Below are 13,274 nucleotides of genomic sequence, written 5' to 3' on the forward strand. Positions count from 1 at the left end.
CGAAGTCGGACGCGCATGACGGCAAGATCCGCGGCTTCGTGCTCGAAAAGGGCATGAAGGGGCTTTCCGCGCCGAAGATCGAGGGCAAGCTCTCGCTGCGCGCGTCGATCACCGGCGAGATCGTCATGGACGGGGTCGAGGTCGGCGAGGAGGCGCTGCTTCCGAACGTCGAGGGCCTGCGTGGGCCCTTCGGCTGCCTCAACCGGGCGCGCTACGGCATCGCCTGGGGGACGATGGGTGCGGCGGAGTTCTGCTGGCACGCGGCGCGCAACTACGGGCTGGAGCGCAAGCAGTTCGACAAGCCGCTCGCCGGGACGCAGCTCTTCCAGAAGAAGCTCGCCGACATGCAGACGGAGATCACGCTCGGCCTGCAGGCCGTGCTTCGGGTCGGTCGGCTGATGGATGAAGGCAGGATGGCGCCGGAGATGATCTCGCTGGTCAAGCGCAACAATTGCGGCAAGGCGCTCGAGATCGCCCGCGTCGCGCGCGACATGCACGGCGGCAACGGCATCTCGGAGGAATACCAGATCATGCGCCACATGATGAACCTCGAGACCGTCAACACCTACGAAGGCACCCACGACGTCCACGCCCTCATCCTCGGGCGCGCGCAGACCGGCATCCAGGCGTTCTTCTAAGGAAGGCCGTTGCCGTAGGACCGATCGTTCGAGGGGGGTCAAGAACGTGAGCGAGAGCCGAACCGACACCGTCATCATCGGCGCCGGCCACAACAGCCTGGTCTGCGCGCTTTATCTCCTGCGCGCCGGCCGGTCGGTGATAATCCTCGAAAAGGCCGGGGAGCCGGGCGGAGCCGTCAAGACGAAGGATCTGACGGTGCCCGGTTTCCGGCACGACTGGGCCGCGTTGAACCTGACGAACTTCGTCAATTCGGCATTCTTCGCGGATTTCGGCGACCGGCTGCGTGCGCGCGGCGCGGAGTTCGTGAAGGCCGACAATTGCTTTGCCTCGGTCTATGAAGACGGCACGTGGCTCGGTTTCGGCACGGATGCCGAGCGCAACGCGAAGGCGATCGCCGGCTTCTCCGAGGCCGACGCGCAGACCTGGAAAAGGTTGAGCGGAGATTTCTTCGCCAACGCCGCGATCATCGGCGGCCTGCTTTCCTCGCCGCTGACGCTTCGTTCGCTTTCTTCGCTCATTTACAAGGCCATGCGCACGCTCGGCCGGGGACCGGCGCTCGATCTCGCCCGCTTCCTCGTCAGTTCCCCGCGCGACTGGCTGGAGCGCACCTTCGAATCCGAGAAGGTGCGCACGGCCCTGGCCCCTTGGGGCATGCATCTCGACTATGCGCCGGACGTCGCCTCCGGCGCGATCTTTCCATATCTCGAGGCGTTCGGCGATCAGGCGGGCGGGATGACGCTCGGCAAGGGCGGCGCGGACACGATCATCCGCGCGATGGTGGCGGAGATCGAAGCGCTCGGCGGTATCGTGCGCTGCGGCGTCGAGGTCACGCATATCCATCACGAGAACGGCGCTGCCAAGGCGGTCACGACGCGAGACGGCGAACGGATCGAGGCGGCGCGCTCGGTCGTTGCGAACGTGGCGCCTGGTGCGCTGGCGAGGATGACGGGCGAGACCGGCGAAACGCGCTACGATGCGGGTCTGAAGAGCTTCAAACACGCCCCGGGCACGCTGATGATCCATCTGGCGACGTCGCATCTGCCGGACTGGCGCGCGGGCGAAGACCTAAAGCGCTATGCCTACGTCACCATCGCGCCGGGCATGGATTCCATGGCACGCGCCTATCAGGAGCCGCTATCGGGCCTCCTTCCGCGTGATCCCGTCGTCGTGGTCGGCCAGCCGACGGCCATCGACACGAGCCGTGCACCGGAAGGCAAGCATACGCTCTGGCTTCAGGTGCGCATGGTGCCCGGCGAGATCCGCGGCGATGCGGCCGGCACCATCGAGGCGCGCGACTGGCAGGCGGCCGCCGCGCCGATGGCCGAACGCGTGCTCGAAAGCCTGGAGCGCCATGCGCCCGGCATCCGCGAACGCATTCTCGGCCAGCGCATCGTCACGCCGGCCGAACTGGAAGCCGACAACCCGAACCTCGTCGGCGGCGACCAGATCTGTGGCAGCCATCACCTGGCGCAGCATTTCCTTTTCCGGCCGGTGCGCGGCTATTCGAACGGCAACACGCCGATCCGCAACCTCTACCATACCGGGGCCGCGGTCTGGCCGGGTGCCAGCACCGGGGCAGGGCCGGGCACGCTGCTCGGCCGCCGGCTGGCGCGCTGAACCGGCCTCGGCCGCAACATCATGCCGCGGCGCGCATGCGCCGGCGCGAAAGGCACGACGCTCGTTTCCGGCATGCCGAGTGGAAAATTCCGTTTGCCCTCTTGGCAAAGTGCGGCGAACTCATTTTAATGCAAAATGCTTTAACCTTAAAGAAATTGGGAACGGCTCCACGGCCACAAGAACAAGGGACGCTGCCGGTCGTAGCAGGCGACAGGGCATAAGATCCCGGGCCAAGGAAGCCACCCCCGCGCCGAAACACGCACGGGCAAACTGGAGGCTTTCACGATGAGCTCGACACGACGGGAATTTCTGCAGGTCGCCGGTGCCGGTGTGGCGCTCGCGACCTTTCTGCGGGGCGGCAGCGCCTTCGCGGCGGACAGCGACACGGTGACGATCGCCTATAACGTCAACCTTCCGGCATGGGACCCGACGACCGGGCCCTCGGCGGTGAACCCGACGATCCAGGCGATCTATCGCAGCGTCTTCGACCAGTATATCGGCCAGGAGCCGAACCTCGAATTCGTACCGAACATCCTCACGGACTGGGGATGGAACGACGACAAGACGCGCGTGTGGATGACGGTGCGCGACGGGGTGAAGTGGCAGGACGGATCCGATCTCACGCCGGAAGACGTCGTGTGGTCGCTCAAGCGCGCCGGCGATCCCGACGGCGGCAACCCGATCCAGTTCGTCTGGTCGACGATCGGCGACTTCACGATCGACGGAAACCGGGTCGAGGCGAAGGTGAAGAGCTACGAGCCGACGCTCTTCAAGTGGATGGCGTTCCTGACGGGGTACGTCCTGCCCAAGGCCTATTACGAAAAGGTCGGTGCGCAGGGCTTCGAGAAGAAGCCGATCGGCAGCGGTCCGTACATGGTCGAGGAGTTCCAGTCGAACGGGTTCCTGCGGCTCAAGCGCAACCCGCACTACTGGGGCGACAAGCCCGCCTTCGAGACGGTCATCTTCAAGTTCGTCACCGATGCGACGAGCCGCGTGGCCGAGGTCGAGAGCGGCAGCTCGGACATCACCCTGCAGATCCCTTACGAGGAATACGACCGGCTGACGTCCGGCGGCAAGTTCTCCGGCTCCTGCGAGCCGGTTTCCGACATCGGAATGATCTTCATCAACGACGTGAAGCCGCTGCTCGACAAGAACGTGCGGCTCGCCGCGACCTACGCGGTCGACAAGCAGGCGATCATCGACCGGCTCCTGCGCGGCTACGGCGTCGCCATCGACACGCTCGAAGCGCCGGAATACCTGGCCTACGATCCGTCGATCAAGGTGCCGCACGATCCGGAAAAGGCCAAGGAGCTTCTCGCCAAGAGCGGATTCTCGCCGGACAATCCGGTCAAGGTCACCATCCAGACGACGCGCGGCTACATGCCTCGCGACTACGAGATGATCCAGGCGATCGCCGGCATGTGGAGCAAGGTCGGCATCGAGGCGAACATCGAGGTCTACGAGATCGCCAAGCACTACGAGCTGCGCGCTGCCGACAAGCTCGCCCCCTTCGCCTTCTACAACTGGGGCAACGCGATCGCCGATCCGGCGACCTCGACGGGCTTTGCGATGTTCGGGCCTTCGCCCCATTCCGTCTGGGACACGGACGATCTCGACCAGAAGATCGCACCGCTGTGGAACGAGAAGGACGAGAAGAAGCGCATCGCCGGCTGGAAGGACGTCGATCGCTACATCGCCGAGCAGGGATACGTGCTGCCGCTCCTGCAGTACGCCCAGCCGATCGTCTATCGGAAGGGCCTGAAGGTCACGCCGAACAAGTCGGAAGCGCTGGAAGCGAAACTGATCGACAGGACCGTCGATTGACGATCGACACGAGGCCGGCGGCCGTAGCCGCCGATTGATGCTCATGCGCCCACTCGTCGCCCTGAAGACCGCGATCACGGCTGCCTTCACGCTTTTCGGCGTCGCGGTCGTGACGTTCTTCCTGCTTCGCATCGTGCCCGGCAACCCGATCGCCATGATGATCGCGCCGGGTGCGAGCGAAGCGGATATCGCGCGCCTGAAGGCCGATTACGGGCTCGACCGGAGCATTCCGGTCCAGTTCTGGATCTGGTTGAAGAACGCCGTTCGTGGCGATTTCGGAACGTCGATCTCGACGCATCGCAACGTTCTGGGACTGATCGCCGAGCGGCTGCCGGCCACGATCGAACTGACGCTGCTCGCCCTTGTCATCGCGCTTGCGCTCGGGATCGGTGCCGCCGTGCTTTCGATGCTGTCGCGAAGGCGCTGGCCGGGGTCGGTGGTCGACAACGTCAACGGGCTTCTGCTCGCCGTGCCGGACTTCGTCTGGGCGCTCGCCTTCGTCCTCCTTTTCGGCGTCGCGTTTCCGATCCTGCCGATATCGGGACGCGTCGATCCGCGCCTTTCATACGATTTCGCGACCGGCTTCACGCTTCTGGAAAGCATTCTGCGCCTGCGTTTCGATATCGCGGCGAACGTGCTTTCCCACATGCTCATGCCGGCTCTCGCACTGGCTTTGCCGCTTGCCGCCGTCATCCTGCGCGTGCTGAAGGCCGCACTCGAGACGGAGACCGGCCAGGACTACGCGGTGCTCGCGCGCATCCGCGGCATGTCGCGGCTTCGCATCGTCGTGCAGGAGGCGCTGCGCAACGCCATGATCCCGACTCTGGCGCTCACCGGCGTGCAGTTCACCTTCATGTTCGGCGGCACGGTCATCGTCGAGCGCATCTTCGGCTATCCCGGTATCGGCAATCTGGCGATCGACGCGATCGTCAATCGCGACCTGCCGCTGATCCAGGGATTGATCCTGACCTTCGGCCTGATCTTCATCGTCATCAATCTTCTTGTGGAAGCATCCTTCGCGCTGCTTAATCCGAGGCTGCGGCATGGCTGATCCGGCGATGGAAGGGGCGCATCCGGCAACGACACCGGTACGGGGCGAGACGCGCCGACGCCTCGCGCGACTGCCTGCCATGGTGGCGGAGGAACCGCGCGTGCTCGTGGCCGGCGGCTTCGTCCTGCTTCTCGTTCTCGTGGCGATCTTCGCCGGCTGGATCGCCCCGCACGACCCGCAGGCGCAGGACCTGATGCTGAACACCCTGCCACCGGCATGGAACCCGCGGGCCGAACCCGGCTATCTGCTCGGTACCGACAGCCTTGGGCGGGACGTGCTCTCGCGCATGATCTACGGTTCGCGCGTCGCGATCACCGTCGCCTTCGTCGCGGCGATCGGGGCCGGCCTCATCGGCACCGTGCTCGGGCTCGTCTCGGGCTTTTTCGGCGGCTTCGCCGATGCCGCCGTCTCGCGGCTCGTCGACATCTGGATGGCGTTTCCGCCGGTGCTTCTGTCGATCCTGCTGGTCGCCGTGCTGGGCGCCAGCCTGTCGTCGGTCATCATCGCCATCGTGGTCATCGACTGGACGCGGTTTTGCCGCGTCGTCCGGTCGGAGGTCGTGCAGCAGAAGAACCTCGACTATGTCGACGCGGCCGTGACGCTCGGCGCCACGCGCGGGCGCATCCTCTGGCGCGAGGTGGTGCCCAATGTCGTACCCGTCGTCCTCGTGCTCCTCAGCCTCGAAATGGGCATCGCCGTCATCGTCGAGGCGGTGCTTTCCTTCGTCGGGCTTTCCGTCGCCTCCGGCCTGCCGACATGGGGCGGCATGATCGCCGACGGGCGGCAGATCATCTATCAGGCCTGGTGGGTCTTCGCCTTCCCGCTCTGCCTGCTCTTCCTGACGGTGCTCGCCTTCAACCAGCTCGGCAACGGTCTGCGCCGGCTGATCGATCCGTTGAGCCGTCGATGAGCGTTCCGCTTCTCGAAATACGCGGTCTCGAGGCCGCACTCGTCCGGCCGCCACACGCGCCGCTGCTGCGCGGCGTCGATCTCACGCTCGATCCCGGCCAGGTCCACGGGCTCGTCGGCGAGAGCGGTGCGGGCAAGTCGACCGTCGGCAAGGCGATCCTCGGCATCCTGCCGAAGGCGATCGCCGTCACCGGCGGCACCATCCGCTTTGCGGGAGAAGATCTCCTGAAGATGCGGCCCTCGCGGTTCTTCTCTCTCCTCGGGCGCGACATCGCCCTGATCCCGCAGGATCCGATGAGCGCGCTGAACCCCGCCCGGCGGGTCGGCGCGCAGATCGCCGACGGGCTGCGCCTGAGGCGTGGGATGCGGGGCGCCAAACTGCGCGAGAAGGTCCTTTCCCTCCTGACCGAGGTGCAGATCGCCGATCCGGAAGCCGTCATCGCGCGCTACCCGCACGAACTGTCCGGCGGCATGCGTCAGCGCGTGCTGATCGCCGCCGCCTTCGCCGTCGATCCGAAGCTCGTTATCGCCGATGAACCGACGACGGCCCTCGACGTCACGGTCCAGAAGGAGGTTCTCCGCCTCATCCGGCGCATGCAGGCCCGCCACGGCACCGGCGTCGTCTTCGTCACGCACGATCTCGGTGTCGTCGCGCAGCTCTGCGACCAGGTCACCGTGCTCTTCGAAGGGCGCGTGGTGGAGCAGGGGGCGACCGCCGCGGTGCTCGCCCAGCCGGCACATGCCTATACGCGCGCGCTGATCGAGGCGAGCCCGCGCCACGACCGGCCGGACAGCGGTATGCGCCCGATCCCCGAACACATCATCACCGCCCTCAAGGCCGAGCGCGTGCATGGCGGGGAGGCTGCCGATGGCTGAAGCACCGGGCGAGGCGATCGTCGAGGCGAAGGACCTCGAACTCGAACTGCCGGACATGAACGCGCGGGTCCTTTTCGGACGTCGACCGCGCGTGCGGGTTCTGCATCCGGTTTCGCTGAGCGTGCGCCGCGGCGAGATCCTCGGGATCGTCGGCGAGTCGGGAAGCGGCAAGACCTCGCTCGGCCGGGCGCTGCTGCGCCTTCATGAGCCGACCGGCGGCAAGCTCACCTTCGAAGGGCGAGACATCACCCATCTGGACGAGGCACGGCTGCGCCCGTTGCGCGCGCGCATGCAGTTCATCTTCCAGGATCCGCAATCCTCTCTCAATCCGCGCCGCCGGGTCGCGGCGAGCCTCGAAGCGGCGCTCGCGCTGCGCGCCGGTCGTCTCGACCGGAAGGAACGCCGGCGCGAGCTGGAGGTAGTCGCCGAACAGGTCGGACTGCCGACGCCGCTTCTCGACCGCTACCCGCACGAACTTTCGGGAGGCCAGCGTCAGCGGGTCGGCATCGCGCGCGCCGTCATCACGCGGCCGCACTTCGTGCTTGCCGACGAAATCGTCTCGGGCCTCGACGTTTCCACGCAGGCGCAGGTCCTCGTTCTCCTGAAGCGGCTCGCCGGCGAACTCGGGCTGGCGCTCGTCTTCATCAGCCACGACCTCTCCGTCATCCGCAATTTTTGCGATCGCGTCTGCGTGATGCGTGCCGGCCGCATCGTCGAATCCGGCACGTGCGGCGCACTCTTCGAGGCGCCTCGGACGGACTATACGCGAACGCTCCTCGACGCGATCCCGCTGCCTTCGCCGCAGCCGGGATGGCTCGACGGCGCGCCCGACACGGCCGCCTGCCGATCATGAACGGCGAGACGATCATACGCTCGTCGTCGCCGATACACCGACGCCGCCCGAACGCGGCGCCTTCGACCGCCTGCCGGCTTCGGTCCGGTCGGTCCCACCCATCCGATCGAGCGAGGGCCGCGATGGCATCGCTCTTCCTGTCCAACTGAAAAACGGAGAACTGCATATGCGAATTATCGGCAAGCTTTTCGTCTCCTCCGCGCTTCTCGCGCTCACGGTTTCGCCCGGCCTGGCAAAGGAGACGACGATCAACGCCGTCCATTTCACGCCGGCCCAGAACACCTACGCGCAGAGCTTTCTCAAGTTCGTCGACGAGGTGAATAAGGCCGGCAAGGGCGTCGTGAAGATCAACGTACGTGGCGGACCGGAAGTTCTCCCCCCCGACCAGCAGGGCGAGGCACAGAAGAACGGCCTCATCGACATGCTGAATACGCCGGCCGGTCTCTACCTGAACCTGGTGCCCGAAGGCGAGGCGTTCTCCGCCTCGACGAAATCGCCCGAGGAAGTGCGTGAGAACGGCGGCTGGGATCTCATGCAGAAGATCTACGCGAAGAAGGGCAATGCGCATCTCCTCGCCCATATCGATGCCGGTGCCGGCTTTCATATCTTCACCGTCGACCAGCCGAAGAAGACCGACGACGGCGGCATCGACTGGAGCAAGCTGAAGATCCGCTCCTCGCCGCTCTACCGTACGTTCCTGGAAAACCTCGGCGCGACGGTCATCGTCCAGTCGCCGGGCGAGATCTACACGTCGCTGGAACGCGGGGTCGTCAACGCCAACGCCTATACCATCCTCGGCTACCAGTCCTTCGGCTGGGACAAGTTCACGAAGTATCGCGTCGATCCGTCGTTCTTCCAGACCGACGTCCTGATCTCGATGAACAAGGACAAGTGGGACAGCTTGTCGCCGGAGGCGCAGAAGATCCTGACCGACACGGCAAAGTCCTTCGAGAAGGAAAGCGCCGAAGCGGTCGAGAAGGACACCAAGGAGCAGGCGCAGCAGATGATCGACGCCGGCCAGAAGATCGTGACCCTTTCCGGCAAGGGCAAGGACGAGTTCCTTTCCAAGGCGTCGAAGGCGAGCTGGCAGCGCATGGAGTCGCGTGATCCGACCTACATCTCCGAACTGCGCAAGCACTTCCAGTAGGCCGTAGCTGAAGCCATGCCCGTCGGCCTCTTGGGGGTCGGCGGGCAACGGGAACATCGGGAACCAAACTTCCATGCAGGTATTCTTCGCCGCCGTCGCGCGCGTGAGCTGGCTGATGGCGGCTGCCGTCAAGCTCATCCTCGCGGCCATCGTCATCGAGGTCGTGGCCGACGTCGTGCTGCGCAACCTGAACCTCAGGCCGATCAGCTGGGGTGTTTCGGCGACCGAATACGGTCTGGTCTACGCGGCCTTCCTGCCGATGCCGTGGCTCGTGCACATCAAGGGCCACGTCTTCGTCGAGTTCCTGCGCAAGGCGCTGCCGATCCCCGCGCGCGCCGTGCTCGAGCGCATCGTCTATGCGGCATGCGTGATCCTTTGCCTCTACATCACCGTCTTCGCGGTCAATTCCTTCTTCGACGCCCTGCGTACGGGCGCTTACGAGACACGCACCTTCGACATGCCGAAATGGGCGATCGTCGCGCCGGTATGCCTCGGCTTCTTCTTTTCCGCGCTCGAATGGTGCCGCTTCCTCCTCGGTTTCGAAAGCCTCTACGACGTCGATCCGCTCGAGCAGGAGGGCCTCTAGATGGACTGGTTCTTTCCCTTCGCCCTCATGGTAGGGCTCATCCTCTTCTTCATGGGCCTCGGCCTACCGGTCGCGTTCGCCTTCTTCGTCACCAACATCGCCGGGCTCTACCTGTTCTTCGGCGGCTCGGTCGGCGTCGACCAGATGATCTCGAACTTCAGCGCCGCGGTCGGGACCTACGCGCTGGCACCGCTTCCGCTCTTCCTCATCATGGGCAGTCTCTTCTTCCGTTCCGGCCTCGGCGACGGGGTGATGGACGCGCTCGACATGTGCATCGGCAATCTGCGCGCGCGCCTTTCATACGTGGTGCTCGCTGCCGGTGCCGTCTTCTCCGCGCTTTCCGGTTCGAGCCTCGCCAACACCGGCATGATGGGTTCGCTCATGGTGCCGGAGATGATCAAGCGCGGCTACAAGGCGAAGATGGCGTACGGTCCGGTGCTCGGCGCCGGCAGCCTCGCCGTCGTCATCCCGCCGTCCTCGCTTGCCGTGCTGCTCGGTTCGTTGGCACATATCGACGTCGGCGCGCTGCTGATCGCCGGTGCGCTGCCGGGTCTTCTCCTCGCCGTCATGTTCGCGGCGCTCATCTTCGTGCAGACCTTGCTCGATCCGGAAGCCGCGCCGCAATACCCGGTCGAACGCGTGCCGATGGGCCGGAAGATCAAGGCTATCGCCGTCAACATCGTGCCGATGGGCGTCATCGTCTTCCTCGTCGTAGGCACGATCATCCTCGGCATCGCGACGCCGACGGAATCCTCCGCGCTCGGCTGCGCGGGCGTGCTCGGGCTGCTGATCGCCTATCGCTGTTTCACCTGGAAGGCGCTCTGGACCTCCCTCGACGACGCGATGCGCGTCACCGGCATGACCTTCCTCATCATCTCGGCCTCGACCACCTTTTCCCAGGTCTTCGCCTTTTCCGGCGCGAGCAACGGGTTCATCGGCTTCGTGACCGGGTTCGATCCCGGCCCCTATCTCTTCCTCTTCCTGATGGTGTGCGTGATCCTCATCCTCGGCATGTTCATGGACCAGGTTTCCATGATGCTGATCACGCTGCCGATCTTCCTGCCGATCGCCGCCCACTTCCAGTTCGATCTCGTCTGGTTCGGTCTCATCCTGCTGCTCGCCTTCGAGGTGGGCTTCACGACGCCGCCCTTCGGATTGCTGCTGTTCGTCATGGTCGGCGTGGCGCCACCGGGCACCAGCCTGAAGACGGTCGCGCTGTCGGCGGCACCCTTCATCGCCTGCACGCTGCTCCTCATCGTGCTGATCGTCATCTTCCCGCAGATCGCGCTCTTCCTGCCGAACCTCTTTTGAACCGGCGGACGATGCGCAACGGAGCCACCCGATGAATTTTTGCTATCTCGCCTTCTTCGAGCATGCCGGCAATGGGCCTCGGACCGTTTCGCCGGACGAGATCCGGCGTCTCGAAACGTGCCTCGGCGGCCTTGCCGGTCTGTCGAAGGCGCACATCTACACGCCGGCCGAGGCGAGCGACGTCTATAACGACGACGGCGCCTCGCCGATGCTTGGCCTGCAGCTTTACTTTCCGTCGATCGAGACCCTGGAAGCGGCGATCGGGCAGGGCGGGGCGCTGAAGGCGCTTAGCGAAAGCGGCGATCTACCGAGCATCGAAGGCGCGCGGTCGAGCCAGCAGGCGATGGTGAACCGGCAGTTCGCCGTTCCCGATCCGCGCCCGGCCGAGACGACCGCGTGCAGCTACGTCGTGCATTATCCGGGGCCGGCGGCGGACCTGAACGCCTGGTTGACGCACTATATCGACAATCATCCGCCGATCATGGCCCGCTTTCCCGGCGTGCGCGAACTGGAAATCCTGACACGGCTCGACTGGGTGGACGCCATGCCCTGGACGCGCGTCGACGCGATCCAGCGCAACCGGATCATGTTCGATAGCCCCGAGGCGCTGACCGAAGCCCTGCATTCGCCCGTACGCGAGGACATGCGTGCGGACTTCGGCCATTTTCCCGCCTTCGAAGGCGGGAACTTTCACTATCCGATGGCGACGCGGATCATCCGTCCGTCGTAGCGTCTTCGTCGAGCGTGAGCACGAGCCGGCCGCGCGTCACGCGGCCCGCTTCCAGCATGGCATGGCCGTCGGCCGCCTTTTCGAGCGGTAGCGTTCCCGCGATCTGCGCGCGCAATTCGCCCGAAGCGGCAAGCGCCAGAATGTTTTCGACCGGCTCGCGCCGATCGGCGATCATCGCGCGGCGAACGTCGACACCGAACTCGTCGCCACGGTCCGTGATCGGCGCGGCGACGAGCCATACCAGGGTTCCGCCCTTCTTCAGGACCGAATAGGAGCGGGCGTGCGTCTGCCCGCCGACGAGATCGAACACGACGTCGACGGGCTCGATCGTCGTGAAATCCTCGGTGTCGTAGGCGATCGCCCGGTCGGCACCGAGACCTTCGACATAGGCACGGTTGCCCTCGCGACAGGTGGCGACGATATCGGCGCCGCGGCGGCGGGCGAGTTGGACGATCAGTCCGCCGACCGCGCCGGAGCCGCCATGGACCAGAACGCGCGTTCCGGGGCCGATTTCGGCGTATTCAATCGTGCAGATCCATGCGCTGAGCCCGGCATTGACGAGGCCTGCCGCTTCCACGAACCCGAGTTCGGCCGGCATGCGGACCAGTTCGTCCGGGGTCGAGACGCGCAGGTCGACGGCACTTCCGCCGCGTTCGATCCCCGCCATGACGCAGACCCGGTCGCCGACGGTGAATTCGCTGACCCCATCGCCGACAGCCGCGACCACGCCGGCCGCATCGCGTCCGGGGATCTGCGGGAAGGATACGGTGAAAAAGGCGGCGAGATCGCCGGCGCGCAGCTTGCAGTCGAACGGCGAGATCGATGCCGCCCTGATGGCGACGAGCACTTCGCCCGGGCCGATCTCGGGGGCTTCGACCTCTTCGAGCGCAAGCACTTCGGGGTCGCCATGGGCGTGGTAGCGGATCGCCTTCATCGGATCACTCCTTGGTCGCCTTGAAACGCGCCGCGGTCTCGGAGGCGCCGGCGCCGAGAAGCATCGTGTCGGATGCGAACAGGAAGAAGCTGACGCCCGCTTCGCGCCATCGTTCCACGTCGCTCGTATCCGGTCGGAAGATGCCGACGCTCTTGCCGGCGGCGCGGCAGACCTCGATCACTCTGGCGATCGCCGCTTCGAGAGGTGCCGGATCGTCCGGCGTGACGCCGAGCGAAACCGCGAGATCGCCCGGCCCGACGAAGACGAGGTCGACCTCCTCGACGGCTGCGATCGCCTCGACGTTTTCGACGCCGCGGCGGGTTTCGACCTGCACGGCCAATGCGAGCGACCGGTTGGCGCGTTCGATGTAGGCGGCGATATCGTAGCCGTAGCCCGCCGCTCTGCCCGGTCCGGCGCCACGGGCACCGAGCGGCGGATAGCGCGTCGCTGCGACCGCGTGGTGGGCGTCTTCCGCCGTCTCCACGCGCGGCACGAGAACGCCGGCCGCTCCCGCATCGAGGGACGCGGCGATCGCTTCGGCGCCGTGGCCGGGAACGCGAACGAGCGTCGGCGTCGTTCCCGCGGCACGCAGCAGGTCCTCGATGCGCTCGCGGCCGATCTGGGCGTGTTCCCAGTCGATGCACAGCACGTCGAGACCGGCGTTCGCCAGCACCTCGACGGCAACGGGGTGAGGGATCGCCGCAAAGGAGCCGCCGAACGGCTCTCCACCACGAATTCTTTCGCGAAAGTTGGCCATTATACCTCCATTCCGTATACGGTTATCAGCGCCACAGACC

General features: G+C 65.7%; 13 protein-coding genes. 11 read left to right on the forward strand and 2 right to left on the reverse strand.

The window, feature by feature from the left end:
* The 11 genes from FJU11_RS05515 to FJU11_RS05565 all read left to right on the forward strand — a co-directional run.
* A partial coding sequence (locus tag FJU11_RS05515; protein ID WP_268935187.1) for an acyl-CoA dehydrogenase family protein occupies positions 1 to 638 on the forward strand: 638 nt, incomplete at its 5' end.
* 46 nt (positions 639 to 684) lie between these two features.
* Entirely contained in the window at positions 685 to 2,256 is a 1,572-nt protein-coding gene (locus tag FJU11_RS05520; RefSeq protein WP_141166036.1) for a phytoene desaturase family protein, read from the forward strand.
* Between the two features lie 285 nt (positions 2,257 to 2,541).
* Positions 2,542 to 4,080, forward strand: coding sequence for an ABC transporter substrate-binding protein (locus tag FJU11_RS05525; protein WP_141166037.1), 1,539 nt, complete (start codon positions 2,542 to 2,544; stop codon positions 4,078 to 4,080).
* Between the two features lie 34 nt (positions 4,081 to 4,114).
* A complete protein-coding gene (locus tag FJU11_RS05530; protein ID WP_181408058.1) occupies positions 4,115 to 5,131 on the forward strand; it encodes an ABC transporter permease in 1,017 nt (338 codons plus the stop codon).
* Positions 5,124 to 6,041, forward strand: a complete 918-nt coding sequence (locus FJU11_RS05535) for an ABC transporter permease (RefSeq protein WP_141166039.1) — start codon at positions 5,124 to 5,126, stop codon at positions 6,039 to 6,041. Before FJU11_RS05530 ends, FJU11_RS05535 begins: the two co-directional genes overlap by 8 nt.
* Positions 6,038 to 6,916, forward strand: a complete 879-nt coding sequence (locus FJU11_RS05540; protein WP_141166040.1) for an ABC transporter ATP-binding protein — start codon at positions 6,038 to 6,040, stop codon at positions 6,914 to 6,916. The genes FJU11_RS05535 and FJU11_RS05540 overlap by 4 nt, the downstream gene beginning before the upstream one ends.
* A complete protein-coding gene (locus FJU11_RS05545) occupies positions 6,909 to 7,769 on the forward strand; it encodes an ATP-binding cassette domain-containing protein (RefSeq protein WP_141166041.1) in 861 nt (286 codons plus the stop codon). The genes FJU11_RS05540 and FJU11_RS05545 overlap by 8 nt, the downstream gene beginning before the upstream one ends.
* A gap of 166 nt (positions 7,770 to 7,935) precedes the next feature.
* Positions 7,936 to 8,916, forward strand: coding sequence for a TRAP transporter substrate-binding protein DctP (dctP, locus tag FJU11_RS05550; protein WP_141166042.1), 981 nt, complete (start codon positions 7,936 to 7,938; stop codon positions 8,914 to 8,916).
* 73 nt (positions 8,917 to 8,989) lie between these two features.
* Entirely contained in the window at positions 8,990 to 9,502 is a 513-nt protein-coding gene (locus FJU11_RS05555; RefSeq protein WP_141166043.1) for a TRAP transporter small permease, read from the forward strand.
* Positions 9,503 to 10,813 carry a TRAP transporter large permease gene (locus FJU11_RS05560; protein ID WP_141166044.1) on the forward strand — a complete coding sequence of 437 codons (1,311 nt, stop codon included), beginning with the start codon at positions 9,503 to 9,505 and terminating at the stop codon, positions 10,811 to 10,813.
* Between the two features lie 31 nt (positions 10,814 to 10,844).
* Positions 10,845 to 11,543: an EthD family reductase gene (locus tag FJU11_RS05565; RefSeq protein ID WP_141166045.1), complete on the forward strand. Its 699-nt coding sequence runs from the start codon at positions 10,845 to 10,847 to the stop codon at positions 11,541 to 11,543.
* Here the strand turns inward: FJU11_RS05565 and FJU11_RS05570 are convergent.
* The gene (locus FJU11_RS05570; RefSeq protein ID WP_141166046.1) at positions 11,527 to 12,477 is read right to left on the reverse strand and encodes an NADP-dependent oxidoreductase; all 951 of its coding nucleotides are present in this window, start codon (positions 12,475 to 12,477) and stop codon (positions 11,527 to 11,529) included. The genes FJU11_RS05565 and FJU11_RS05570 overlap by 17 nt on opposite strands.
* Before the next feature lie 4 nt (positions 12,478 to 12,481).
* On the reverse strand, positions 12,482 to 13,234 hold the full coding sequence (locus FJU11_RS05575; RefSeq protein WP_141166047.1) for an HpcH/HpaI aldolase family protein: 753 nt from the start codon (positions 13,232 to 13,234) through the stop codon (positions 12,482 to 12,484).
* Positions 13,235 to 13,274 lie beyond the last annotated feature (40 nt).

The sequence above is a fragment of the Pararhizobium mangrovi genome, from assembly GCF_006516965.1.
In the GTDB taxonomy this organism is placed as follows: domain Bacteria; phylum Pseudomonadota; class Alphaproteobacteria; order Rhizobiales; family Rhizobiaceae; genus Pararhizobium_B; species Pararhizobium_B mangrovi.